The sequence below is a fragment of the Thauera sp. DNT-1 genome (assembly GCF_055393985.1).
The window spans coordinates 197,100-222,137 of record NZ_AP043752.1 but is presented as its reverse complement, the minus strand read 5'-3'; the positions used below and the strand labels follow the sequence as shown (position 1 = coordinate 222,137).

Annotated in this window: 18 protein-coding genes; 11 read left to right on the top strand and 7 right to left on the bottom strand. The window is 71.2% G+C overall.

Features of this window, described 5'->3' with window-relative positions:
* Positions 1–11 precede the first annotated feature (11 nt).
* The 11 genes from ACZ5PP_RS00990 to ACZ5PP_RS00940 all read left to right on the top strand — a co-directional run bounded on the left by ACZ5PP_RS00990 (position 12) and on the right by ACZ5PP_RS00940 (position 18,062).
* Positions 12–1,751 (top strand): hypothetical protein, encoded by a 1,740-nt coding sequence (locus tag ACZ5PP_RS00990; protein WP_043742444.1) that lies wholly within the window; start codon positions 12–14, stop codon positions 1,749–1,751.
* Entirely contained in the window at positions 1,748–3,640 is a 1,893-nt protein-coding gene (locus ACZ5PP_RS00985) for a hypothetical protein (protein WP_004323128.1), read from the top strand. Before ACZ5PP_RS00990 ends, ACZ5PP_RS00985 begins: the two co-directional genes overlap by 4 nt.
* Positions 3,641–3,645: 5 nt before the next feature.
* Positions 3,646–5,334, top strand: a complete 1,689-nt coding sequence (locus tag ACZ5PP_RS00980; protein ID WP_464826597.1) for a hypothetical protein — start codon at positions 3,646–3,648, stop codon at positions 5,332–5,334.
* Positions 5,331–7,367: an ATP-binding protein gene (locus ACZ5PP_RS00975; RefSeq protein WP_464826596.1), complete on the top strand. Its 2,037-nt coding sequence runs from the start codon at positions 5,331–5,333 to the stop codon at positions 7,365–7,367. Before ACZ5PP_RS00980 ends, ACZ5PP_RS00975 begins: the two co-directional genes overlap by 4 nt.
* On the top strand, positions 7,364–9,634 hold the full coding sequence (locus ACZ5PP_RS00970; RefSeq protein WP_464826595.1) for an eCIS core domain-containing protein: 2,271 nt from the start codon (positions 7,364–7,366) through the stop codon (positions 9,632–9,634). The genes ACZ5PP_RS00975 and ACZ5PP_RS00970 overlap by 4 nt, the downstream gene beginning before the upstream one ends.
* A gap of 115 nt (positions 9,635–9,749) precedes the next feature.
* Positions 9,750–13,004: an eCIS core domain-containing protein gene (locus ACZ5PP_RS00965; protein WP_464826594.1), complete on the top strand. Its 3,255-nt coding sequence runs from the start codon at positions 9,750–9,752 to the stop codon at positions 13,002–13,004.
* A 229-nt stretch (positions 13,005–13,233) separates the two neighbouring features.
* On the top strand, positions 13,234–13,770 hold the full coding sequence (locus ACZ5PP_RS00960; protein WP_004308561.1) for a cytochrome b: 537 nt from the start codon (positions 13,234–13,236) through the stop codon (positions 13,768–13,770).
* 35 nt (positions 13,771–13,805) lie between these two features.
* Complete coding sequence (locus ACZ5PP_RS00955) at positions 13,806–14,366, top strand: YceI family protein (RefSeq protein ID WP_004308560.1); 561 nt, start codon at positions 13,806–13,808, stop codon at positions 14,364–14,366.
* Positions 14,367–14,451: 85 nt separating this feature from the next.
* Complete coding sequence (locus ACZ5PP_RS00950; RefSeq protein WP_004308558.1) at positions 14,452–15,030, top strand: YceI family protein; 579 nt, start codon at positions 14,452–14,454, stop codon at positions 15,028–15,030.
* A gap of 259 nt (positions 15,031–15,289) precedes the next feature.
* Complete coding sequence (locus tag ACZ5PP_RS00945) at positions 15,290–16,642, top strand: UDP-glucose dehydrogenase family protein (RefSeq protein ID WP_004308556.1); 1,353 nt, start codon at positions 15,290–15,292, stop codon at positions 16,640–16,642.
* A 358-nt stretch (positions 16,643–17,000) separates the two neighbouring features.
* On the top strand, positions 17,001–18,062 hold the full coding sequence (locus ACZ5PP_RS00940; RefSeq protein WP_464826593.1) for an NAD(P)-dependent alcohol dehydrogenase: 1,062 nt from the start codon (positions 17,001–17,003) through the stop codon (positions 18,060–18,062).
* Positions 18,063–18,125: 63 nt separating this feature from the next.
* On the opposite strand, the gene ACZ5PP_RS00935 is transcribed toward ACZ5PP_RS00940, so the two are convergent.
* The 7 genes from ACZ5PP_RS00935 to ACZ5PP_RS00905 form a co-directional block, all read right to left on the bottom strand.
* Positions 18,126–18,368 carry a thioredoxin family protein gene (locus ACZ5PP_RS00935; RefSeq protein WP_004308552.1) on the bottom strand — a complete coding sequence of 81 codons (243 nt, stop codon included), beginning with the start codon at positions 18,366–18,368 and terminating at the stop codon, positions 18,126–18,128.
* Between the two features lie 2 nt (positions 18,369–18,370).
* Positions 18,371–19,840 carry a permease gene (locus ACZ5PP_RS00930; RefSeq protein ID WP_464826592.1) on the bottom strand — a complete coding sequence of 490 codons (1,470 nt, stop codon included), beginning with the start codon at positions 19,838–19,840 and terminating at the stop codon, positions 18,371–18,373.
* A 174-nt stretch (positions 19,841–20,014) separates the two neighbouring features.
* Positions 20,015–20,569: a sigma-70 family RNA polymerase sigma factor gene (locus ACZ5PP_RS00925; RefSeq protein ID WP_287471315.1), complete on the bottom strand. Its 555-nt coding sequence runs from the start codon at positions 20,567–20,569 to the stop codon at positions 20,015–20,017.
* A gap of 36 nt (positions 20,570–20,605) precedes the next feature.
* Complete coding sequence (gene arsB / locus ACZ5PP_RS00920) at positions 20,606–21,670, bottom strand: ACR3 family arsenite efflux transporter (protein WP_004308547.1); 1,065 nt, start codon at positions 21,668–21,670, stop codon at positions 20,606–20,608.
* Position 21,671: 1 nt separating this feature from the next.
* Positions 21,672–22,568, bottom strand: a complete 897-nt coding sequence (locus ACZ5PP_RS00915) for a metalloregulator ArsR/SmtB family transcription factor (RefSeq protein WP_004308546.1) — start codon at positions 22,566–22,568, stop codon at positions 21,672–21,674.
* 23 nt (positions 22,569–22,591) lie between these two features.
* Positions 22,592–23,926, bottom strand: a complete 1,335-nt coding sequence (gene arsJ, locus ACZ5PP_RS00910) for an organoarsenical effux MFS transporter ArsJ (protein WP_464826591.1) — start codon at positions 23,924–23,926, stop codon at positions 22,592–22,594.
* A 2-nt stretch (positions 23,927–23,928) separates the two neighbouring features.
* The gene (locus tag ACZ5PP_RS00905; protein WP_464826590.1) at positions 23,929–24,972 is read right to left on the bottom strand and encodes an ArsJ-associated glyceraldehyde-3-phosphate dehydrogenase; all 1,044 of its coding nucleotides are present in this window, start codon (positions 24,970–24,972) and stop codon (positions 23,929–23,931) included.
* Positions 24,973–25,038 lie beyond the last annotated feature (66 nt).

The window sequence follows — 25,038 nt, the reverse complement described above, 5'->3', positions numbered from 1 at the left end:
GTTGAGCAATCATGGCCACCCTGTCCTTCATCCCGCCCGGCCTCCTCGCCGCGCTCGCGTCGCGACCGGCCGCGGCCCTGCTGCCCCGCACGCCACCGTCCATCCGCCTGCACGAGCCGCAGCGACGCCCGGACGACCCGCGCCGGATCAACCTCTTCCCCGGGCGGGCGCTCGGCGAGCGCGAGTTCGAGCGCCTGCAGGCCTACGTCGACGATCGCATCGCACCGTTGCTGGCGAGCCTCGCGCCAGGCATCGTCGAGGGCCTGGCGTGCGCGCTCTTCGGCACCGGCACCGACACCCGCGTACGCGTCGGGCCTGGCCTCGCCGTCGGCGCGGCCGGCCAGCTCGTACGCCTGTTCTACCCGCTCGACCAGGCATGGAGCGAGCTCGTCGCCCAGGCCGAGCGCGACCAGGACGCCCCGCTGCGCGACGGCCTCTTCCTGCTCACCATCCGCAGCGCGGTCGAGGAGATCGACGATGCGACCGCAGCGGAACCCTGCACCCGCAGCGAACCGGATCCGCTGCGCGAGCGCCGCATCGAGACGGTCAGCCTGCTGGGCCTGCAGCGCATCGCGGGCAGCCCGCGCATGATGGCGATGCCGCAGGCGCGCGCCGCCAACCGCATCGGCGTCCGCCTGCTGCGCGAATCGCCCTTCCGCACGGACTCGGGGGGCGTGCCGCTCGGACTCGCGAAGATCGTCGGCAAGCTGCCGGTCTGGTTCGACGCGTGCGCCGGACGCCTGCTCGCCGAGCCGGATGCGGCCGCCCATAGCCTGCTCGCCCATGCCGTCGCCACGCTCGAGACCTGGCAGCGCGCGCATCCCGCCCCCCTCCCCGCGGTGGCGACGCAGACGCTCGACGAACTCCTCGGGCTCGATTTCCTTCCCGCTGCCGGCCCGCTCCCGGCCGCGCTGCTGCGCGACCCCGCCGCGCGGAGCCCGAGCCTCGCCTTCTTGCCTGGCGACCTGCGCGTCGAGCTCGCGCCGGTGCCGGCGGGCACCGTGGAGGAGGTGGTCGTCGGCGAGCTCGGGCGCGGTCCCGTCGACCTGATCCACGGGCTCGGCGAACATCTCCGCCTGTTGCTGGCAATCCCCGATCTCGACTACCGCCGCGACCTCTTCGACCTGCCACAGCGCGACACCCGGCTCGAAGACGAACTGTTCCGCCGCGGCGAACGTGCGGCGCACGCCTACCAAGCGTGGAAGGCGCGGTGGTATGCGCTCTTCCACGGTCTGAGCGGCGCCCAGCTGGAGGCGCTGCGCGCGCCGGTGCTGCTCACCAAGGCTCCCCCCGAGCCCGGGCAATACCGCACGAAGCTGGTCACCGACCGCGCGAAGACGCTGCGGCCCGCTCCGCAGGGCACGACGTCCCATCCCCTCGCGGACCTCGCCACGGAGGGCACGGCAGCGCTGCCCGAACCCTACGCCAGCCACCTCGCCGACCCCCACCCCGCCCCGGACGACTACCAGCCCGTCCCCGACATCCAGCCCGCCGGCAACGGCCTGCTGCACCGGCGCGAGGCGCTGCGCGCCGACATCCGCCACCTCGAGGCCGCGCTCGACAAGAGCTTCCGCCTGCTCGAGGAGGTCGGCGACTTCCTCGGCCTGCAGCGCCAGCAACTCGACGCGCTGACGGTGTCGTTCAGCACGCTTGCGGGCGGCGTACCGGGCGACGGCCTCGGTTCGCAGCTCGTCAGGTGGACGGCGAAGGCGAACTTCGTGCCCAAGCCCCCCACGGAGAACCCGTCATGAGCGACATCCTCAAGCGCTTCACCACCGACGCGAGCGCATTCACCGAACTCAAGTTCGTGGACGCGAAGGGCACGGCAGCCGCGGTCGATCTCGCCGACGCGACCCGGGGCGAGGCCACGATCTCCGCCGGCATGCTGGCCGCCCTCGCCGACCTGCAGCCGAAGGCCGCGCCCGACGAGCCGCTCACCGAGCCGGTCTTCAGCAAGGCAACGAGCACAGGCAGGGGAATGCTGGCGCATGTCGAGCGGGTGCACGACAGCTTCCTCAACGTGCGCCGCGACCTCCTCGAGCTGCGCGCCAGGGCCAACGCTCGCCAGAATCAGGCGAAATCGCTCATCGACCGCGTGTGCGACTTCCTCGACGACTATCTCAAGCCGGAAGAGCTGCGCCGGCTCGGCGTCATCGACGACGAGGCCCAGGCACGTCCCTTCCGCCTGCTCGTCGCGCCCGATCTGCACAACGCCGAGGGCGTGCTGCTGCGCCCCCGACTCGACCTCGCCCTTCCCCGCCCGGGCGAGGACGACATCGAAGGCGTCAAGCACAACGACGAATCGGCGCTCTTCCATGCCGGCAAGGTCGTTGCCGACGACATCCGCCAGGTCGAGGCGCTGCGCGGCGCCCTGACCACGCTGCGCCGCCGCCATCAGGAGGCGCTCGAGGACCTGCGCACCCGCCTGGTCGCACTCGAGGCCGAGCTACCCGGCGAGCTTCGCCGGCTCGACGTCCTGGAGCGCGAACGCACCGAGACCCTGGACGACTACGCGGTTGCACAACGCCTGCTGGCCGAACACTGGCGCGAGGTCGAAGCCGCCCACGCCGAGCGCCGGCGAATCATCGAGGCTCATCAAGGCCTCTTCTACGTGAAGGTGCGCGAGACCCCGCTCGGCCGCAGCCTGCCCGACCCGCTCGAGCTGCGCCCGAGCAGCCCCGACGAGCTCGTGCCCGGCTGCGCAGGACGCGACACCGCGCTGCCGGCTGCGCTCGCGCCTTTCATCGAGGCGGTGTACGACATCCCGGCGGCCGATTGGGCACACCTGCGGCCACTCGGCCACCTGCTGCCGGGGCGCACGATCCTCGCCGGCCTGGTCGAGATGCGCCGCCAGAAGCTCGCACTGCGCCTGAACCGCCCCCCGGACGCCGGCCTCGCCTTGCTGTCCGGCCTGGTGCAGCAGAACAGGGCCCTGGTGCGCGACATCGCCGCGCGCCCCTTCAGCGCCGGCGCACTCGGCGAGTTGCAGCGCCAGGCAGGCGCGATCCTCGCCCTCGACGACCTGCTCGCGATCCCCTCGCCACAGCTGCGCGACCCGGCGCGTGCCCTGCACCAGCGCCTGGATACCGCCGCCGGCTGCCTGCTCGAGCGTCTGCGCACGATCTCTCCCTCGATCCGGCTGAACTGGGCGAGCGCGGCCGAGGCTGACCGGCTCGCCGTCGAGGCCCCCGAGCGCTGGCCCGGCCTCGCCGAGGCGGAGGAGCGCGACTTCAACGGCGTGCGCACGCTGGTCGAGCTCGTCGCCTGGTGGTTCCGCCAGCTCGATGCCGACGCCTCCGCCGCCGCGCACGGCGCGATGCGCAACCTGGTGCGCGCCTGCCTGCTGCTCGCGGCCAGCGACGACCCGCAACAGCTCGTGCAGGGGCGCCTGCAGAGCATCCCGGGGCGCTTCCGCCTCGGCGAGGCGCTGCGCCTGAAGCTCGACCGCGAGGCCGCGCCCGGCACCCTGCTCCAGCTCTTCGACGACGACCAGCGCGTGATCGCGACCCTGCGTGTCGACGACCATGACGACCAGGGCACCGTCGCCTCGGTCGCCTCCATCCTCGACCCCGAGCTCGAACGCAACCCCGGCGCCGTGCTCGCCACGGGACTGCACATCAGCGGAGTCGATCGAGGCTGAGCCCGATGATCGCGCTCGCCGACCTCCACATCGGTCGCCTGACGCTGCGCGGCAGCGCCACGGCGATCGCGCACGCACGCGCGACCCTGCCGCCCGCACTCGCCCGCGCGCGCTGGCCCGACGAGGAAGCGATCCTCGTCGTGCGGCGCATCGCCGTCGGCGGCACTGGCACCGAGCTGCCCGCGCGCGCCGCTGCGCTTGCCGGACAGCTTGCCGGCCGGGCGGTCGATCCGTGGACTCCGGGCGCCGATGGCGCCGAGGTGGTGCGCTTTCGCGACGCACGCGACTACCGCGCCTGCCTCGTTCGCGACCTCCTCGCCGGCACCGCCGCACGCCGCTGGCTATGGCGTCATCGAGCGGCCCTTCTCGCCCACCCCACCGCGACCGCGCTTGCCGAGCTGCTCGGCGAGGATGCCCTCGCACTCCCCGCGCTGCTCGAGCACCCGCCGCTGCGCGCGTGCCTGCCGACCCTGTGGTGCCGTCTCGATGCCGCCGCGGCACGCAGCCTCCTGCGCGCGATCGGGGCCGCGACCGGCTGGCACGGCGCCATCTCGGACGCGCTCGCTTCTCGTGCCGCGGAGGCGGCAGGGAGCGGCGCGGACCTCATGACGGAGGCCCAAGCCCACCATGAGCGCATATCCGGAGACGAAATCCGCCCAGGCCCCGAGCCCGGCCCGTCGCCCCCGCCCACCGGGCCGGCGGCGACAAGGGCGGGTTCGCCGCGCCGGCCAGCCCCGCCCGGCGCGGCGGCGCATGGCACGCTGCCCGCCAGCGATCCGCTCGTCGTGCTGGAGGCCCTGCTCACCTTGTGGCGCTGTACCCCCGCAGCGCTGGCGGGACCGCAGGGGGGCGAGGTCCTGCGCGGCGCGGCCGCAGCCCTGGCGGAACTCGGCGGCGGGCAGGATGCGGAGTCGGCGACGGCACGGGCATCCGGACCTGGTCGCGCGCGCACTGCAGGCGGGGACCTACCCGACGCCAGACGGCGGCGCGACGCCGGTGCAGGTTCGATACCCGCCGGCTCCCCCGCCTCCCGAGGGTTCGCACCCCCCGCTTCCATCCGCGTCGGAGCCTCTCCCCGCGCCATCGCTGCGGTAAACGCGCGCCCCGCCGCTCCGCCCCGGGCAGGAGCCCCGAGCGAAGTCACCGACCCGTTCGCGGTGACGGTGACGGCGACGCAGGCCGAGGTCGACTTCCACACCGGCCGCGGCGGGCTTTTTTTCCTGCTCAACGTGCTGAACCATCCGGGATTGCGCGCCTGGCGGGGCACCCTGCACGAACCCCACGCCGGCTGGCGCGAACTCGTCCGTCTCGCGCTCCGGCTCGAGCTCGCTCCCGACGCCCCGCTCGCCGGCTTCCTGGCCGAGGCCTGCGCACTGGAGGGCGAGCAAGACCCCGTCGCCAAGCTTGCGGGCCTTGCGAAGCTGCCCGCGCGCGCCGATCCCGTCGCGGTCGACCGGGCCGTGCTGCGTCACGTCGGTGACGCGGCCCTGCGCGCGCTGCGCGCCGAGCGCCCCGCTCGCGTGCGCGCAAGTCCGAGCCATGTCGACGTCCACCTGCGCCTCGCCGAGGTCGACCTGGAGCTGCGTCGGGGCGGCCTCGACCTCGACCCTGGCTGGCTGCCCTGGCTAGGGCGGGTGGTGCGCTTTCATTACGACCGCAGCGATGCCGCCGATCGCGGAGGATCCTCACCATGAACGCCCCCGCCAGCCTGCGCCCGGAATCCGCCCCGGCGAGCGAGGGCGCGCGCCTGTCACGCGCCTTCGTCCATGCCGGCATCGCCGAGTTCGCCCGCCTCAGCCTCGGCGCCCCGTCCGCGGTCTTCGAGGCGCTTGCGGCGAGTCAGGGGGGCGAAGACCTCGCCACCCTGCTCGGTACCCCGCCTCAGGACTGGCGAGCCGCCTGCATCGCACTCGCGCAAGCCGCGCCGGAGCTGCACGGCCCCCTCGGGCGCCTGCTTGCCGACCTGAAGCTGCAGCTGCACGAGTGGTTCGCCATGGCGCTGTGCGGCGAGAACGAGTCGAGCTACCTGCTCAACCTGGCGCTCGCCGAGTTGCAGTCGCCCGGTGCGCTCCGCCCCGGCCTTCATCTCCTCTCCGCCGCGAGCGCGGCCTTGTTCGGCGCTCCGCTCGCGCCCCTCGCGCTGCCCAACCACCGCCTCGTGCGGGCGGGGGTCCTCGAGATCGTGGGCGAGGGGCCGATGCCCACCCGCAGCCTGGCGGTTGCCCCCGAGCTGTGGGCGCTGCTCTGCGGCGACCCCACCGCGTGGCGCGACACCGCGCCGCTCGCCGATGGCGACACCATGCTGCCGCGCGGCTTCCGCGAACAGATCCCCACGCTCGCGACCATGCTGCGCTGCGGCGCCACCCGCCACGTGATGTTCCGCGGCGCACGCGCGGCCGGACTTGCCGCCGCCGCGCGCCTGGCAGCGGCGGCGGGACGCCCGCCGCTGCAAATGGAGGCGGCGACCTGGACACGCCAGCCCGCCCTCGCCGCCGCCTGCCGCTATGCAGGCTGGCTGCCGGTGCTGACGCTCGAGCTCGGGCCCGGCGAACGCCACGTCCTTCCCGAGCATCCCGCGCTCGCCGTCCCCATGTTGCTGGTCGGCGGCCGCGACGGCGCGATCGAGGCGTCCGCACTGATCGAGATCGACCTTCCCCCGCTCAGCGCCCAGGAACGCCGCGAGGCCTGGCGCGAAGCCCTCGCCAGCGAGGACGGGGACGGCAGCCCCTGCCTCGACGAGGACCGCCTGCGCAGCTTCGCCGAGCATGCGCTCCTTGACGGCCCGAGCGTGCGCACCCTCGCCGGGCGCATGCGCCTCGACGCCAGGGTGCGCGGCGAGGCGCCCGGCCTCGGCCACCTGCGCCGGGCGCGCGCCGGCTTCGGCAGCGAGCGCCTGCGCCAGCTCGCGCAGCCGGTGGCACGCGAAGTGCCCCACGATGCGCTGGTGCTGCCCGACGACCTGCTCGAGCGTTTCGCGGCCCTGGTTGCGCGCTGCCGCCAGCGCGAAACGCTCTCGGACGGCCTCGGCAGCAGTCTTGCCGAGCCGGCACGCGGCGTGCGGGCGCTGTTCTGCGGCGAGAGCGGAGCCGGCAAGACGCTCGCCGCAAGCCGGCTGGCGACCATCCTCGGCGCACCGCTCTTCCGCGTGGACCTGTCCGCGGTGATGAACAAGTACATCGGAGAGTCCGAGAAGAACCTCGGACGCCTGCTGGACGAAGCCGCGGCTCTGGACGTGATCCTGCTGGTCGATGAAGCGGACGCCCTCTTCGGCCGCCGCGGCGAGGGCAAGGAGACCGGCGAGCGTTACGCCAACATGCTCACCAACTTCCTCCTCACACGCATTGAACAGCACCCAGGCATCGTCGTGCTGACGAGCAACAATCGCGGCCGCATCGACAGCGCCTTCACCCGTCGCTTCGACGTGATCATCGATTTTCCTCCGCCGGGCGCGAACGAACGCCTGCGCCTCTGGGAGTCGCATCTCGGAGGACGCGCCCCCGACGCCGCGCTATGCCGGCAGCTTGCCAGCTATTGCACGCTCCCCGGCGGCCACATCCGCAACGCCGTGCTGCAGGCGGCCGCGCTCGATCCGGTCGGGGACGCGGGCGCCGGCGCCCCGGCCCGCCCGATCGCCGCGGAACGGCTGGTGGCGGCGCTGCTCGAGGAGTACCGCAAGATCGGCCGCACACCTCCACCCCAGCTCCTGAACGCACGGAGTGCGCCATGAACCACCCCACCGCCACCGCGCAACGCCTCGCGCCGGCAGACAAGACGGCTCCTGCCCACAAGTCGCCGGACAGCCCCCCCGCGTCCGCGGCCACCGCTCCTGCCAGCCGACAGGACCACGCCGGCGAGGCCGTGACCGAGCGGACCCCGCACAGCGCCGCCGGCAAACGCCCGGGTGCGCCCGGCTACCTGCAGGCCCGGCTCGCCGTCAGCCAACCGCAGGACGCCGAGGAGCGCGAGGCCGACCGCATCGCGGGCGAGGTCTCCCGCGCCCTGCGCACGCCGGCCCGCAGCGCTTCCGGGCGGGAGTGCAGGGACTGCAGCGGCGAGGCTCCGCACGGGAGCCTCGAACCGGCGATCACCCCACCGCGAAAGCCGACCCTCGCCCCCAGGCTGATGCGCGAGACCCGGCCAGGGAGCGCTGCGGGGACTGCCCCGGCTTCCGCCACGAAGGGTGCGGACGCGGGCCCCCATCACGTGCCCGTCGCGACCGAACAACGCATCGCCGCACGCCGCGGCCAGGGCGCGCCCCTCGACCCCGGCCTGCGGGCACAGCTCGAGACCCGACTCGGTCGCGACCTGTCCGCGGTGCGGATCCACACCGACGCCGAAGCCGACTCGATGTGCGCCAGCATGCAGGCACGCGCCTTCACGGTCGGCAACGACGTCTATTTTTGCGCCGGCAGCTACGCCCCTGCGAGCGACACCGGCCTCGAGCTGCTCGCCCACGAGTTCGCCCACGTCGGCCAGCAGGCCGATGCCGGCGGCCCGCAGAGTGCCGCGCCCAAGCTGCAGCGCGATTTCTGGGACACGCTCTTCGGTGACAGCCGCGCACCCGTCGATCCGATGGCGGGCTGCCGTCGAGAGCTCGACGCGTCGGCGCAATGGGCGACGGCCGGCCCCTACCCTGCAGCGCCCCGGGGCATCGTCGGCGCGGGCGGCATCGGCGGCTTCGATGCCCAGTACCGTGCCGACCCGCTCGCGGGCGACGGCGTGCTCGCGATCGAGCAAGGCGTGGCCGCACAGTTCAAGGACACCCTGGTGCGGAACGCGGGCGTGATCGCGCCGCACCCCGACCTCCCCGCCACGCCGGAGATCCGCACGCTCGCCAGCCGGATGAACGCGATCCCGGTCGCCGTGGTGCGCAATGCGCTGCTCGCACGCTACCAGTGGACGCCTGCGGAGCAGGCGCCCTGGCTCGTCCGCCTGGAATCGCTGATCGAGACGACCTGGGGCGGCCGGCACAGCTTCTTCCTCAACAGGCCACGATGGAACTGGCTCGGTGCCGAAGTGCGCGTGGACCTCGACATCGGCCAGCGCGCGAAGGCGGCCACCGACCACCTCGTCGTGGAGATCTACAAGACCCCGCCAGGCGAGAGCCTGCGCAGCTTCGACATCTCGCACGAGGTCGGTTCGGGCAGCACGACCGACCCTGCCGACCAGACGATGCGGCTCGCCAGCACCACGGCCGGCCCCAAGGAGTACGACCTGCTGCGCCAGTCCGTCGAGTTCGACTACGACTCGGACGCGCTCACGGGCACCGCGATCGCAACGCTCAACGGCTTCATCGCACGCTTCAACGGTGCAGTCGGCAACGCTGCCCACCAGGAGGTGCGCGTCGAGATCGTCGGCCACACCAGCGCCGCCGGCAGCGAGCACTACAACGTCGACCTCTCGCGACGGCGCGCCGAGGCCGTGCGCACGCATCTCGAGCGCCACGGCTTCGCGAACACCGCCAACCGTGTGCACATCCGCGCGCGCGGCGAGGCCGAGGCCGATCCGACGCAGCCCCGACGCGCCAGCGACCAGCGCGCCGACCTCGTCGTCGATGGCGGCGGGCGGATGGTGACGGCGGCCCACGAGTGGGGACACGCCTTCGGCCTGGACGACGAGTACGTCACCGGCGCCACCCGCGTCGGCGACCCGGTGGACCACGACGCGATGACCCGGGCGATGACCGACGCCAACGGCGTCCATCTGCCCGGTGCGATCAAGGAACACAACGGCGGCATCATGTCCTTCGGCAACGAGGTGCGTCCGCAACACTACGCGACCTTCCATCACGCACTCGCCAGCGTCACCGCGCAGTCGCCCTGGGCGCTGGGATTGCACAAGCCGAAATGGCAAGTTGCAATGGAATGCGGCGCCCCCTCGCCACCGGGCGACTGGCCGGTGCCGGCCCCGGCCCGGCCGGCTCCCGGCGCCGGCCCCGCCAACCCGGTGCCGGGTACCACCCCGGGCAACGACGATGGAAGCGCCGTCGCCTAAGCTCGCGCACCGGCCTGCCGAAAGGCCCGCGCCGGCCACCCGACCTGCAGCCACGAGCGGCCGTGCCGGCCCGGCGGCACCCGCGACGGCCGCGAGCCGCCTGCCTCCACCGTCCATGCCGGCCTACGCACGTCCCCCCGCACGCGTGAGCCAGCCCGGCGAGAACATCGAGCGCGAGGCCGAGGCGCACGCCGCCGCCGTCGCCCCGACGAACTCGCCCCATCCGACGCCGGACTCGGCCCCCGCGCCAGTACCGACCCGCAGCACCGAAGACAGCGCGGGCGCGTCCTCGGCTGCGAACGTCGGCTCCACCCCCCCACCCGCATCCGCCTCCGCCGACGCGACCTCGCCCTCCGCGCGCCTTCCCGCCTATGCCGCCGGCCGTGTCGAAGCGCGCCGCGGGCGCGGCGATCCGCTGCCGGCCGATGCCCGCGCCCCGTTCGAGGACCACTTCGGTCGCGACTTCGCCGACGTGCGCCTCCATTCGGACGCCGAAGCGGCGCGCCTCACCGCTGCGCTCGGCGCACGCGCGTTCACGTCGGGGCGCGACATCTACCTCGCACCGGGCACCGTCGCCTCCGACACCGAGGAGGGGCGTCACCTCCTCGCGCACGAACTCGCCCACGTCGTGCAGCAGGATGGCCAGGCCGCGGCGACACTCGCGCGCGCGATCGAACCGCCCCCTCCGGCCCGCTACCACGAGACCGAGCGCAGCGCTGCCGCCCTCGCCGCACTGGATCGCCTCGAGATCCCCGCGGTGAAGGCGCGCCACCTGCCGCTCTACAGCGGCCTCGCGCAGGCGCACCAGCTCAAGCGCGTGCGTGGCTACGGACGCGAGGGCGCCGACCAGCGCTCGGTATGGAGCCGCCAGGTCGAGGTCGGCGCCGACGCCGTGCGCGAACGCCTGACCGAACGCGGCATCCCGGTTCCCGCCGACCCCAGCGGCCGCGTACGCCTGAAACTGCATCGCGGCGCACGTACGACGTCGAAACGCCTGTCCGAGCTGCAGACCCTGCTGCGCATCCCCGAATGGGACCGCGAGGGCCGCAGGCGCGATTTCCAGGTCGACCACATCGTCGAACTGCAGGTCTCCGGCCAGATGGGCTCGGGGGTGGGCAACAGCGTCGAGAACATGGAGCTCCTCGACCAGCCCTCGAACTCGAGCTCGGGCGGCACGATCCGCAGCAGCATCTATCGCAAGCTCGACGGCTTCCTCGATACCCTGGAGCCTCGACCCGACCGAGCAGGCTTCCTGCGCGGACACGACCTCGTCTTCACCAGCGTCGCAGCAACCGGCGCGGGCTCGGCGGCGACGGGCTCGGCGTGGTGGACCAGGGCCGAGATCGAGCAGGCCCACACCCTCGGCACCGCGAGCGCCCCCACCGCCGCCGAAGACGGCGACCGCGCCGGCAGCGCCGAGGAGTTCATCCTCAGCGCCGCCCCCGGCGGCATCGCCGTGGGCCGCTTCCGCCACAGCCCCGGTGCCGCGCCCACGATCGGCGCCACCCAGGCCCGCGCGCTCGCCGGCCTGCGCATCACGGCGATCGCGCTCACCGACCTTACCGGCACGCCCGACGGCCCCGTCGGCACGCTCTCGGCAGAATGGGACCTGCCCGCCGACTGGCAACCCGCCAATCCTGCGATCACGATCTCGCTCCAGGGCGATGGCGAGTACCGCGGCTACCCGTCGGCGCTTCCCGGCCTCGATCTCGAGTACCGCCATCTCAGCCCGGTGAGTTTCACCCGCATCTCCACCGAAGACGGCGAGCTGTACGCCGAGGGCACGCTCACGCCCTCGATCCCCATCCTCGCAGCTCCGCTGACGGTGCAACTGCGCGGACGCGAGCTCGGCTTCGCGCTCGACTACGGTCCGGAACAGGTCAGCCTGCCGATCCCGCGCACGACGATCGACGACGCCTGGGTCAGCGTCTTCTATTCGACCACCCGCGGACTGGGCGTGGGAGGCGACATCCTGTATTCGATCGAGGGGGCAGGCAGCGGCGAGCTCGGCGCTTCGGTCTCGACCGGCGGGGGCGTCGCCTTCGAGGGCGGCTTCACTTTCGATCCCGCCCTCTTCGACCGCGCTCGCGTTCGCGCCTGGTGGCGTGATGGTCGCCTGGGCGCCGAAGGCACGATCGGCATCGATACCCCGGACAAGATCCGTGGCATCCGCAGCGCGACCGCCTCGGTCCGTGTCGATGAAGGGCGCTGGTCGTTCAACGGCAGTGCCGAACTCTCCGTGCCCGGTCTCAGCCAGGCCTCGATCGCGATCCGCCAGGGCGAGGGCGGACTCGAGCTCGCGGGCGACGTCGCCCTCGCCACCAACCCCGCCATCCGCTCCGGCACCCTGCACGTCGAATGCGCGCAGACCGACGGCGAGTGGAAGGTCGCGGCGAGCGGCACCGCTCAGCCTGCGATCCCCGGCGTCGACGCGGAGCTCGCCGTCACCTATGCGGACGGCGCCTTCGACGCGCGCTTCTCCGGCGCCTTCCGCCGCGGCATGCTCTCCGGCCAGCTCAGCGTCGGCGCCACCAACCGCGCCGTCGCTGCGGACGGGAGCCCCGGCGGCCCGCCCAGCGCTCCGGATGCGCCCATCGTGGTCTACGGCAGCGGCTCCGCGACCGTGCGGATCGCCCCCTGGCTGCAGGGCAGCGCGGGCCTGCGGGTCGCTCCCGACGGCGAGCTCACCGTGTCCGGCGAGATCGCCCTGCCCGCTTCGCTGGAGATCTTCTCCCGGCTGGAGTACGACAAGCGCCTGTTCGGCATGTCGACGCAGATCCCCATCGTCCCCGGCGTGGTCGCCGAGGTCGGCGGCAATCTCAGTGCCAACGCCAGCGTCGGCCCCGGGGCACTGGACCGGCTCGCTGTCCGCATCGAATACAACCCCGCACACGAGGATGACACCCACGTCACCGGCGAGGCCCACCTCGAGGTTCCGGCGCAGGCAGGCCTGCGGCTCGGCGCGCGTGCCGGCGTCGGCCTCGGCATCACCGGCGCCAGTGCCACCGGGGGCCTCGAGATCGGCGGCGCCCTCGGCATCGCAGGGGCTGCCGAGGCTGGCGTGCGCATCGACTGGATGCCCTCGCGCGGCCTCGAGATCGACGCCGAGGCCGCGCTCCACGCGCAACCGCGCTTCCGCTTCGACGTTTCCGGCTACGTCGCCGTCACCGTGCTCGGCGCCAGCCTCTACGACGAGCGCATCGAGCTCGCCGCCTATGAGCTCGGCTCTGGCCTCGAGTTCGGCATTCGCTTCCCCGTGACCTACCGTGAGGGAGAACCCTTCGACCTCTCCCTCGACGACCTCGAGTTCCAGGTCCCCGAGGTGGATCCGGCGGCGATGATCAGGCAGCTGGGGGAGACGATCTTCTGATTCGCGGAGAGGGCGGGAGGTGAAAGCGACCCGACCCCATCCCCCGCTCGGAGGGAGCGAATCGCGCAACCCGAGGCCCGGCCTCAGCGGAAAACAGGCTCAATTGTTGCCAAATCAGCAACGAACCTTTGCCCGACTTCGGCTGTTTAAGCCTTGTGGATGAGTCTAAAGTGCAACCAGCACGAACATCTGGCCGGCGCCCCCGATCGACGACCGAAGGACCAAGCACATGGACACGCACTACACCGCCACCGCCAAGCTGCTGCACTGGCTCATCGCGCTGATGATCTTCGGCATGCTCGGATTCGGCTTCTACATGACGGGTCTGGACCTGTCGCCCACCAAGCTGGAGCTCTACTCCTGGCACAAGTGGGCGGGCGTGACGGTGTTCCTGCTCGTGCTGGTGCGCCTGGCCTGGCGGATCGGCCACCGCCCGCCGGCGCTGCCCGCGCACATGCCGGCCATCGAGCGCCTGGCCGCGCATGCGGGCCACCACCTGCTGTACCTGCTGATGCTCGCGATCCCGCTCAGCGGCTGGCTGATGAGCTCGGCCAAGGGCTTCCAGACGGTGTGGTTCGGCGTGCTGCCGCTGCCCGACCTGCTCGCCAAGGACAAGGCGCTCGGCAATCTGCTCGAGACCGTGCACGTGGCGCTCAACTTCACGCTGATCGCCGTACTGCTCGGCCACGTCGGCGCCGCGCTCAAGCATCACTTCATCGACCGCGACGACGTGCTGACCCGCATGCTGCCGCGCCGCCGGGGCTGAACCGGCCTCCTCCATCGCACACAGGAACCCGCGCCATGAAACGCATCGCCCTCGCCCTGCTCGCCTCCTTCGCCTTCGCCGCGACCACCGCCCACGCGGTGGAATACGGCGAGGTCCAGCCCGACAAGAGCCGCATCGCCTTCGACTACCAGCAGATGGGGGTGGCGATGCAGGGCACCTTCGGCAAGTTCGCCAGCGCGCTGCGCTTCGATCCCGCCGCGCCACAAACCGCCTCGGCCCGCATCGAGGTCGAGCTCGCCAGCGTCGACACCGGCAGCGAGGAAGGCGACGACGAGGTCGCCCGCAAGACCTGGTTCGACACCAAGGGCTTCCCGGTCGCGCGCTTCGAGTCGAGCACGGTGAAACCGCTCGGCGGCAACCAGTACGAGGTCGCCGGCAAGCTCACCATCAAGGGCACGACGAAGGACGTCGTGGTCCCCGCCACCTTCACCCCGCAGGGCGGCAGCGGCGTCTTCGAGGGCGCCCTGACCATCCGGCGCGGCGACTTCTCGATCGGCGAAGGCGCCTGGAAGGCCTTCGACGTGGTCGCCAACGACGTCGTGATCCGCTTCCGCATCACCGCCGCGGCACGCTGAGCCGCGGCAGCCGGGCAGCATCGTTCCCGCGCCATCGTTCCAACCCTTCCGTTCCACCCATCTGCCCTCCACAAAGGACCACCACATGAACCGTATCGCCCGCCTCACCGCCGCCCTCCTCGTCTCCGCCGCTGCCGCCTCGCCCGCGCTGGCCGCGCCCCAGACCTACGTCGTCGATGGCACCCACACCTTCCCGAGCTTCTCGTACAGCCACTTCGGCCTGTCGACCCAGCTCTCCAAGTTCGACAAGACGACCGGCACCGTGACGCTGGACAAGGAAGCGAAGACCGGCGCGGTCGACATCACCATCGACATGAAGTCGGTAAACACCGGCTACGAAACCTTCAACGGCCACATCCAGGGCGAGGACTTCCTCGACACCGCCAAGTACCCGACCGCCACCTTCAAGTCGACCAAGGTGAGCTTCGACGGTGACAAGCCGGCCACCATCGACGGCGAGCTGACCATCAAGGGCGTGACCAAGCCGGTGACGCTGAAGGTGAGCCACTTCGTCACCATGCCGCACCCGATGCTCAAGAAGGACACCATCGGCGCCAACGCCAGCACGGTGATCAAGCGCAGCGAGTTCAACGCCGGCAAGTTTGCCCCGCACGTGGGCGACGACGTGACCATCACCGTCTCGCTGGAAGCCATCCAGAACTAAGCTGCAGGCGCGGCGGCAGGCGCGAATTCGGCGATCGGGAGGGTGAGCTGCATCGGTTGCCCGACCGCCGAATTCGCGCCTGGCACTCCCGCGTAACTCGACGCATCCTTTGTAGGAGCGGCGCAAGCCGCGAATCCGCCGATGCGGCGACCGACGCGCTCCCGGGGCGCTTCGCAACCTCCCCTTCACGCAAGCTTCACGACCGCTTCACGCGGACTCCCTAGCTTCTGGCGCATTCGCGCAAACAGGGATGTCCTTCATGAAGCTCGCCATTTTCGGTACCGGCTACGTCGGCCTGGTCAGCGGCGCGTGCCTCGCGGAAGTCGGCCACGACGTGCTGTGCATGGACGTCGACCAGGCCAAGATCGACCAGCTGCGCGCCGGCACCATCCCGATCTGGGAGCCCGGCCTGCAGCCGATCGTCGAGCGCAACCTCGCCGAGGGCCGCCTGCGCTTCACCACCGATGCGGCCGAGGCGGTGCGCCACGCCGAGGTGCAGTTCATCGCCGTCGGCACCCCGCCCGACGAGGACGGCTCAGCCGACCTGCAGTACGTGCTCGCGGTCGCCGAGGAGATCGCCCGTCACATGCCGGGCTACCGGGTGATCGTGAACAAATCCACCGTACCCGTCGGCACCGCCGGGAAGGTGCAGGAGCGCATCGCGCAGGTACTCGCCGAGCGCGGCGAGACGGTCGCCTTCGACGTCGTCTCCAACCCCGAATTCCTCAAGGAGGGCGCGGCGGTCGCCGACTTCCTCAAGCCCGACCGCATCCTCGTCGGCACCCGCTCGGCGCGCGCGCAGGAGCGCATGCGCGAGATCTACGAGCCCTTCAACCGCAACCACGAGCGCACCCTGTTCACCGACGTGCGCAGCGCCGAGCTCACCAAGTACGCCGCCAATGCGATGCTCGCCACCCGCATCAGCCTCATGAACGAGCTCGCCAACCTCGCCGAGCGCCTCGACGCCGACATCGAGGAGGTGCGCAAGGGCATCGGCGCCGACCCGCGCATCGGCTACCACTTCATCTACCCCGGCTGCGGCTATGGCGGCTCGTGCTTCCCCAAGGACGTCCGGGCGCTCGGTCGCATCGCCGAGCAGGTAGGCTACGACGCGCCGCTGCTGCGGGCGGTGGAGGCCGTGAACGAGCGCCAGAAGAACACCTTGTTCGCCAAGCTCGCCGACCACTTCGGCGGCGCCGGCGGACTCGCCGGACGCACGATCGCGGTCTGGGGCCTCGCCTTCAAGCCCAACACCGACGACCTGCGCGAAGCCCCCAGCCGCAGCCTGATCGAGGCGCTGTGGCAACACGGCGCGCGCGTGCAGGCCTACGACCCGGTGGCGATGGACGAGATGCGGCGGCTCTATGGCCCGCGCGCCGACCTGGCGCTGGCGAGCAACAAGTACAGCGTGCTCGAAGGCGCGGACGCGCTGGCGATCTGCACCGAGTGGCAGCAGTTCCGCGCGCCCGATTTCGACGAGATGGCGTCCCTGCTTCAGGCCAAGGTCATCGCCGACGGGCGCAACCTGTACCCACCGGACCGCCTGCGCGCCGCCGGCTGGCACTACTACGGCATCGGCCGACCCGAGCGCCCCCAAGCCGCAGTCCCGTAGAACAGACGTGGACATCGCGACTTGCGTCGCTCCTGCAGAACCGCCGGGCCAGCGGGCACGGCGGCACTGGCTGTGGGAGCGACGCGAGTCGCGATACGGCGTGCGGGCCAACGATCGCGCAGGCCGCAAGCCACGATCCCGCCTCCCCTCGCTCCGGCAAGAACCGTCGGGCCCGCCGGAGGTGGCGGGGGCCTTCTGCCTCACAATGAGGCAATCGCCCGCAACCCTTGTGCCTCGCGGCTTGCGCGCGGTTGTCCACAGCCCCGCCCACATGCCTTTCCCCATCGGCTGGGGACAACACCGGAGCCGGAAGGCTTTCTCTGGTTATCATCCCGCAACCCAACCCGAGGCCCCCCCGATGACCGTCAAAGCCTATGGCGCCCATGCCGGCGACCAGCCCCTCGAAGCCATGGAGATCACCCGCCGCGCGCCCGGCGCGCACGACGTGCAGATCGAGATCGCCTTCTGCGGCGTATGCCACTCCGACCTCCACCAGGTGCGCTCGGAGTGGCCGGGCACGCTCTACCCCTGCGTGCCCGGCCACGAGATCGTCGGCCGCGTGTCGGCGGTGGGCGCACACGTGAAGGGCTTCAAGACCGGCGAGCTCGTCGGCGTGGGCTGCATCGTCGACAGCTGCCAGCACTGCGAGGACTGCGACGCCGGCCTGGAGAACTACTGCGACGGCATGGTCGGCACCTACAACAGCCCCATTGCCGACGCCCCCGGCCACACCCTGGGCGGCTACTCGCAGCGCATCGTGGTGCATGAGCGCTACGTGCTGCGCATCCGCCACCCCGAAGCCCAGCTCGCCGCGGTCGCGCCGCTGCTGTGCGCCGGCATCACCACCTGGTCGCCGCTGCGCCACTGGAAGGTCGGCCCCGGCCACAAGGTGGGCATCGTCGGGATCGGCGGACTGGGCCACATGGGCGTCAAGCTCGCCCACGCGCTGGGCGCGCACGTGGTCGCCTTCACCACCTCGGAGTCCAAGCGCGCGGCCGCGCTCGCCCTCGGTGCCGACGAGGTCGTGGTGTCGCGCGACGAGGACGCGATGAAGGCGCGCCGCAAGTCGCTGGACTTCATCCTGAACACCGTCGCCGCCCCCCACGACCTCGACGCCTATCTCGCGCTGCTCAAGCGCGACGGCACGATGAGCCTGGTTGGCGCGCCGGCCTCGCCCCATCCCTCGCCACAGGTCTTCCACCTCATCATGAAGCGCCGCAAGCTCGCCGGCTCGATGATCGGCGGCATCCTCGAAACCCAGGAGATGCTCGACTTCTGCGCCGAGCACGGCATCGTCGCCGACATCGAGATGATCCGCGCCGAACAGATCGACGCGGCCTACGAGCGCATGCTGAGGGGCGACGTGAAGTACCGCTTCGTGATCGACAGCGCGAGCCTGGCGGGGGAAGGCTCCGCCTGAGCGGCCGCGCTCATCCGCTGAAGAGGCCGTGCTCGACGCGTTACGGCATGTCGAGCACTGCGCCTACCCCGCCGCGCGGATCCACTCCGCGATCGTCGCCGCGGTCGGAATCCTCCCCGACGACACCAGCTTCTCGTTGATCACCAGCCCGGGCGTCTTCAGCACGTCGTAGGCGACGATCTGCCCCATGTCGGTGACCTTGGTGACTTCCGCCTCCACGCCGGTGGCGGCGAGGGCCTCGTGCACGATCTCTTCGAGCTTGCGGCAGTTGGCGCAGCCGGGGCCGAGAACCTTGATGTCGAGCATGATCAGACTCCTTTGAGGGTAGAGGCGGTCGCGCGCCTGCTGGCGATCGCCAGCAACACCGCAAGCACCGCGATGAAGCCCGCCAGGTAAAGCGCGAGCGAGAACAGGGAGGCGCCGTCGATCCAGGCGCCGTAGATGAGGCCGGCGGCGGCGCTGAACAGCGCCACCAGGCCGACGTAGGTGAAGGTCTTCCTGCGGCCGATGATCGCCGAGATGATCAGGATGCTCTGCAGCGACAGCTCGGGGTCGGACATCAGGTAGGCGAGCAGCGGGCCGCGGTGCATGCCGAGTTCGAGGAACATCTTGGCGATCGGCACCTCGACCAGGGTCGGGAAGTACATGAACACGCCGAACACCACGCCGGCCAGGTTGCCGGTGAGCGAGTTCGTGCCGGCCAGCATCTCGATCCACTCCGGGCGGATCAGCACGCGGATCATGCCGACCACGAACACGCCGACCACCAGCAGCGGAAAGATCTGCTTCACGAAGCGCCAGGATTCCCACAGCCAGTCGCGCAGTTCGTCCTCGCTCAGGCGATGGCGCACGATGAAAGCCAGCGCCGCGAGCGCGGCGGCGACGGCGAAGAACTTGCCGGTGAGTCCGATGCGCAGCCCGCCATCCACCGGCTGCACCGCCAGCGCCGCCACCAGCAGCGTCGCCGCGATCAGCGCGAGGCTGACCCAGGTCCACGCGTTGGCGCCGTCGGCGATGTTCTCCAGGCCGCGCCAGGCGGCATAGCCGATCGAGGCCAGCAGCGCGATCAGCACCACGCCCTGCACCGACACGCCCTCCTCGCCCTTGGCGGCGTCGTAGGGCACCAGGCGGTCGAGCGCGGCCTGCCAGCCCTGCGCGTCGCCGATCGGAAGCTGGAAGTTCAGGTAGGTCCCGGTCAGCACGTCCAGCTTCAGCGTGCCGGCCAGCAGCAGTGCCACCCACACGAACAGGAACACCAGCGCCATCCGCCCCATCCCCGCCCCCTGCGCGCCGAAGGCGCTGTCGGTGGCGAGGTCGTGCGCGGCGTCGTCGGCACGGAAGAGCAGCGCCATGATCAGGCCGATGCCGATGCCGAAGGTGAGCGACAGCAGGAAGCGCGCGACGGCGAGGTCGGGCCCGATGATGCCGCCGGTGTAGACCAGCGCGAGGATGTTGGCGGCCGGGGCGAAGAACAGGAAGGTGATCGCCGGGCCGAGGCCCGCGCCCTTCTTGTAGATGCCGGCAAAGAGCGGAACGATGGTGCACGAGCACACCGCCAGCAGCGAGCCCGCCGCGGCAGCCGCCGGGTAGGACACGGTCTTGCTGGAGTTGCGCCCGAGGAAGCGGGTGATGGTCTCCTTCGGGATCAGCGCCGACATCGCGCCGGCGATGAAGAAGGCCGGCAGCAGGCACAGCAGCACATGCGCCGCAAGATAGGCGGCCAGATTGCCCAAGCCGCCATAGAAGACGGGGAGGACCCAGGAAGACAACGCATCCATGACACGAACTCCAGCTCGAGAAACCTGCATCCCGCCATGCGATCGGATCGACCTAAAGACGAAACCTAGTCGCCTGCGTGGTCGCCGGCAAGCGGCTCCAACCATGAAGACGCACGAGTGGTGAAAAGGATGCAGGCGCAGGTGCGGGATGCAGGCGGGGGATGCAGGCGGGGGCTAGAGGGGCGGGCGCGGCACGAAGCAGCACACCCTCCCGTGCTCGTCGAGCTGCACCTGGCAGGCGCGCAGCAGCTGCGCGCGCAGCCTCTGCCGTGCGCGCTGCACGCGCGACTTGGCGCCCGACAGCGACAGGCCCTCGAGTTCGGCGAAAGCCTGCTGCGTCATCCCGCCGATGTCGCAGCGCTCGATCGCCTCGCGGTCCTCCGCGGCGAGCTCGCCGAGGACGCGCGGCAGGCAGGCCGAGAGCAGGTCGACCGGCGCCGGGCCGTCCTCGCTCGCGAGGTCGGGCGCCGGCGCGGCGAGATCGTCCGGCAGGGGCACGCTCGCGTGCGTGCGTCGCGCGTTGTCGATCACCAGGTTGCGCGCCACCGCGAAGAGCCAGGCACGAGGGTTGCCGACGGCGCAGAAGCGCTCGCGCTGGCGCACCGCCTTGAGGAAGAGGTCGTGGAGCAGGTCCTCGGCCTCTCCCGGCTGGCGGAGGTGATGGCGCAGGTAGCGCAGGAGCTCGGCCTCGTGCGCCGACCAGGCGTCGAGCAGGCAGGGGACGGTCACGCCGGCGCTCCCGTGCACGGCGGCTCGACGCCTCGCTCAGCCACGCGCGCCACCCGGTCGGTCGAGAGCCGCCTGCGGCCCTGCCGCGGACGGAAACCAATGCCGCGTTCGATTGACGATCGCCACCAGCGACAGCATCACCGGCACCTCCACCAGCACACCGACCACGGTCGCCAGCGCCGCACCCGAATTCAGCCCGAACAGCGAGATCGCCACCGCCACGGCGAGCTCGAAGAAATTCGAGGTGCCGATCAGGCAGGCCGGGCCGGCGACCTCGTGCGGCAGCCTCATCACCTTCGCGGCGAGATAGGCGATGAGGAAGATGCCGTAGCTCTGCACCAGCAGCGGCACGGCGATCAGGCCGATCACCAGCGGCTGTTCCACGAGGGTGCGCGCCTGGAAACCGAACAGCAGCACCACGGTGGCGATCAGACCGACGATGGACCAGGGCTTGAGGCGAGCGACGAACCCGGCCACCGCCTGCGCCGAGCGACGCTCCAGCACATGCCGCGTCGCCATGCCGGCGAGCAGCGGCAGCACCACGTAGAGCACGGTCGACAACAGCAGGGTCTCCCACGGCACGACGAGATCGGTGACCCCGAGCAGGAAGGCGGCGATGGGGGCGAAGGCGAACACCATGACGAGATCGTTCACCGACACCTGCACCAGGGTGTAGTTGGGGTCGCCCTTCACCAGCTGGCTCCATACGAACACCATCGCCGTGCACGGCGCCACCCCGAGCAGGATCATGCCGGCGATGTACTCGCTGGCCGAAGCCGGATCCACCCAGGGCGCGAACAGGTGCTGGAAGAACAGCACGCCGAGCGCCGCCATCGTGAAGGGCTTGATCAGCCAGTTCACGACCAGGGTCAGGACGAGTCCCTGCGGCTTCTTGCCGACATCGCGAACGGCGTGCCAGTCGATCTGGATCATCATCGGGTAGATCATCACCCAGATGAACACCGCCACCACCAGGTTCACCTGCGCGAACTCGAGCCCGGCGATGGCCTGGAAGGCCCCGGGCGCGAGCAGCCCGAGGCCCACCCCGGCGAGGATGCCCAGCCCCACCCAGACGGTGAGGTAGCGCTCGAAGAGTCCCATCTCAGGCCTCCACTGCGGCCGGCATCTGGCCGATGCGGTCGATCTCGTGCTGGACCGCGAGGCGGTCGAGCGTGGCCAGCGGCAGGCTGGTGAAGAGGCGCAGACGATCGAGGAGCTGGTTCAGCGTCAGGCTGAAGGCGTCGAGCCGGCGCCGCTCGCCGCCCTCGGCCTTCACCGGATCGGCCACACCCCAGTGCGCGGTCAGCGGCTGACCCGGCCACACCGGGCAGGTCTCGCCGGCGATCGTGTCGCACACGGTAAATACGAAGTCCATCTGCGGCGCATCCGGCGCGGAGAACTCGTCCCAGCTCTTGCTGCGCAGCGCGCTCGTGTCGTAGCCCTGCGCCTTCAGCACCTGCAGGGTCATCGGGTGCACCTCGCCGCGCGGCGCGCTGCCGGCGCTGCAGGCCTTGAAGCGGCCCTGGCCGATCCGGTTGAGGATGACCTCGGCGATGATGCTGCGCGCCGAGTTGGCCGAGCACAGGAAGAGCACGTTGTAGCACTCGTCGGACATGGAAGACTCCGGTCGTCGTGTCTGGCCCGCCGCGTGGCGCGCGGCGGGCGTGGTGGATCCGGTCGTGGAAGCGCTGCCATCCAGCCCGCACAGTGCAGGCGCACCGCCGCAGCATTCCTCGGTGAGGTAGGCGATCAGCCCGCGCATCCGCGCCATGTCGGCGCGATAACGCTGGAAGCGCCCTTCCTGTTCGGCCGAGACCAGCCCCGCCTGCGCGAGCGCCTTGAGGTGGAAGGACAGGTTGGTCGGCGGCAGACCGAGCGCGCTGGCGAGCTCGCCGGCCACCCTGCCCTGCGGCCCGGCACGCACCAGCAGGCGGAACACATCCAGGCGGATGCCCGAGGACAGCGCCTCGAAGGCGGAAACTGCGGCTTTCTCGTCCATTCGGATCTCTTCGTCAAGCGGAGTCAGGGGGCCGCCCGGGCGGCGTCATGGCGTTCGAGCGGCAACGCCAGCGTCACCAGCCAGCACGCCAGCAGCATCGCCGCCGAGCCGACGAGCGCGTACAGCAAGCCGCCCCACTGGTACAGCAGTCCCGACAGCAGCGTGCCGATGAAGCGCCCGAGCGCGTTCGCAGCGTAATAGAAACCGACGTCCTCCGCCGCCTTCTCCGAGCCCGCGTAGGCCAGCACCAGGTAGGAATGCACCGAGGAGTTGACCGCGAAGGCGAAGCCGAACAGGCCGAGGCCGCCGACCACCACCCACTCCAGGCCGGGCACCTGCAGCCACACTGCCACCGCGAGCGCGGCGGGAATCAGCGCCAGCAGCGCCGACCACAGCCGTGCCGCCGGCACCTCGCGGCTCAGGCCATCGGCACTGCGGCGGACGATCTGCGGCGCCAGCGCCTGCACCAGGCCGTAGGCGATCGTCCACCCGGCGAGGAAGGTGCCGACCATCGTGAAGGTCCACCCCGCCGAGTACAGGAACACCGGCACCCCGACCACGAACCACACATCGCGCGCGCCGAACAGCGCCACGCGCGCCGCGGCCAGCGCGTTGATGCCGGGGCTCTTGGCGAACAGCTCGCGCACCGAGCCCGACGCCTTCTTCCTGCCCATCATCGGCGGCAGCGCCAGCAGCACGCCAGCGAGCACCAACGCCAGCAAGCCCGCCATCGCCCACAGCGCACCACGAAAGCCGAGCACCTCCAGCAGCACCCCGCCGAGGAAGAAGCCGATGCCCTTCATCGCGTTCTTGCTGCCGGTGAACCACGCCACCCACTTGAAGAGCTGGCCCTGACTTCCACCCCGAGCCTGCTCGTTGGCCTCGGCCTGGACCTGGGCCTGGGTGAGCTTGATCGCCGCCTTGCTGGCCGTCTTGGTCAGGTCCTTGGCGACGCCGCAGATGCCCTGCGCCACCACGACCCAGGCCACCGCCATCGTTGCTGTCCATCCGGGGTCGAGCGCGGACAGCAGGCCAAAGCCGAGAATCTGCGTGACCAGCCCCACCACCAGCATGCGCGCGATGCCGTATCGCGTCGCCAGCCAGCCGCCGACCAGGTTCGCCAGCACACCGGCCGCCTCGTAGAGCAGGAACAGGAAGGCGAGCGTGAAGGGCGAGTAGCCCAGGCGATAGAAATGCAGCAGCACCAGCATGCGCAGCGCGCCGTCGGTGAGCGTGAAGCCCCAGTAGGCGGCGGTGACGATGGCGTAATCGCGCGCGGCGTGCCGTGCGCCACCGGTCGGTGCCGAGGGCGAGGGCGACGCCGGCGGCGTCGGGGAGGAGCCGGGCGCTTCGTTCATGGTCAGAGACCGACGCTTTCCATGTGGCAGGCCAGATCCACCATGCGGCAGGCGTAGCCCATCTCGTTGTCGTACCAGGCGTACACCTTGAGCAGCGTGCCGTCGGTCACCATGGTCGACAGCGCGTCGACGATGGCGCTGCGCGTGTCGCGCGCATAGTCGATGCTCACCAGCGGGCGCTCCTCGTAGCCGAGGATGCCGGCGAGCGGGCCTTGCGCCGCGGCCTTGAACAGCGCGTTCACCTCCTCCACCGTGGTCGCGCGCCGCAGCTCGAACACGCAGTCGGTGAGCGAGGCGTTGAGCACCGGCGCGCGCACCGCGTGGCCATTGAGCTTGCCCTTCAGCTCCGGGTAGATCAGCGCGATCGCGGTGGCGCTGCCGGTGGTGGTCGGCGCCAGGCTCAGCAGCGAGCTGCGCGCGCGGCGCAGGTCCTTGTGCGGCGCGTCGACCACCAGGTTGGTGTTGGTGGGATCGTGGATGGTGGTGATCTGGCCGTGGCGGATGCCGAGGTTTTCATGCACGACCTTGACCACCGGCGCGAGGCAGTTGGTGGTGCACGAGGCCGCCGTCACGATGCGGTCGCGCGCCGGGTCGTAGAGTTCGTGGTTGATGCCGACGACGATGTTGAGCACGCCGCCGGTCTTCACCGGGGCGGCGACGATCACGCGCCTGGCGCCGCGGTCGAGGTGGCCCTGCAGCGCCTCGGGGGTGAGGATCTTGCCGGTGCATTCGAGCACGACATCGACGCCCAGATCGCCCCAGGGGATGTCGGCCGGGCTGGCGTGGGCGGAGAAGGACAGGCGCCGGCCGTCGATGCGGATCGCGTCCTCGCCGTCGGCGCGGATGTCCGCCCGCCAGCGCCCCTGCACACTGTCGAAGGCGAGCAGATGCGCGCTCGCCGCCGCGCCGCCCTTGATCTCGTTCAGATGGACCACCTCGAGGCGATTGTCCGCACGCGGGTCGTCCGCCTGCCGCTCCGCCGCGCCCATCGCGGCGCGCAGCGCCAGGCGACCGATCCGCCCCATGCCGTTGATGCCGACTTTCATCTCGCGCCCCTACTGATCAATATTTTTAGAATTGTTGAATTGTAATCGAGGCGACGTTACGACGGT

Excerpts from the sequence above, each read along its gene's own strand:
- ACZ5PP_RS00990 (WP_043742444.1), top strand. The coding sequence starts at position 12 with ATGGCCACCCTGTCCTTCATCCCGCCCGGCCTCCTCGCCGCGCTCGCG.
- ACZ5PP_RS00985 (WP_004323128.1), top strand. The coding sequence starts at position 1,748 with ATGAGCGACATCCTCAAGCGCTTCACCACCGACGCGAGCGCATTCACC.
- ACZ5PP_RS00980 (WP_464826597.1), top strand. The coding sequence starts at position 3,646 with ATGATCGCGCTCGCCGACCTCCACATCGGTCGCCTGACGCTGCGCGGC.
- ACZ5PP_RS00975 (WP_464826596.1), top strand. The coding sequence starts at position 5,331 with ATGAACGCCCCCGCCAGCCTGCGCCCGGAATCCGCCCCGGCGAGCGAG.
- ACZ5PP_RS00970 (WP_464826595.1), top strand. The coding sequence starts at position 7,364 with ATGAACCACCCCACCGCCACCGCGCAACGCCTCGCGCCGGCAGACAAG.
- ACZ5PP_RS00965 (WP_464826594.1), top strand. The coding sequence starts at position 9,750 with ATGCCGGCCTACGCACGTCCCCCCGCACGCGTGAGCCAGCCCGGCGAG.
- ACZ5PP_RS00960 (WP_004308561.1), top strand. The coding sequence starts at position 13,234 with ATGGACACGCACTACACCGCCACCGCCAAGCTGCTGCACTGGCTCATC.
- ACZ5PP_RS00955 (WP_004308560.1), top strand. The coding sequence starts at position 13,806 with ATGAAACGCATCGCCCTCGCCCTGCTCGCCTCCTTCGCCTTCGCCGCG.
- ACZ5PP_RS00950 (WP_004308558.1), top strand. The coding sequence starts at position 14,452 with ATGAACCGTATCGCCCGCCTCACCGCCGCCCTCCTCGTCTCCGCCGCT.
- ACZ5PP_RS00945 (WP_004308556.1), top strand. The coding sequence starts at position 15,290 with ATGAAGCTCGCCATTTTCGGTACCGGCTACGTCGGCCTGGTCAGCGGC.
- ACZ5PP_RS00940 (WP_464826593.1), top strand. The coding sequence starts at position 17,001 with ATGACCGTCAAAGCCTATGGCGCCCATGCCGGCGACCAGCCCCTCGAA.
- ACZ5PP_RS00935 (WP_004308552.1), bottom strand. The coding sequence starts at position 18,368 with ATGCTCGACATCAAGGTTCTCGGCCCCGGCTGCGCCAACTGCCGCAAG.
- ACZ5PP_RS00930 (WP_464826592.1), bottom strand. The coding sequence starts at position 19,840 with ATGGATGCGTTGTCTTCCTGGGTCCTCCCCGTCTTCTATGGCGGCTTG.
- arsB (WP_004308547.1), bottom strand. The coding sequence starts at position 21,670 with ATGGGACTCTTCGAGCGCTACCTCACCGTCTGGGTGGGGCTGGGCATC.
- ACZ5PP_RS00915 (WP_004308546.1), bottom strand. The coding sequence starts at position 22,568 with ATGGACGAGAAAGCCGCAGTTTCCGCCTTCGAGGCGCTGTCCTCGGGC.
- arsJ (WP_464826591.1), bottom strand. The coding sequence starts at position 23,926 with ATGAACGAAGCGCCCGGCTCCTCCCCGACGCCGCCGGCGTCGCCCTCG.
- ACZ5PP_RS00905 (WP_464826590.1), bottom strand. The coding sequence starts at position 24,972 with ATGAAAGTCGGCATCAACGGCATGGGGCGGATCGGTCGCCTGGCGCTG.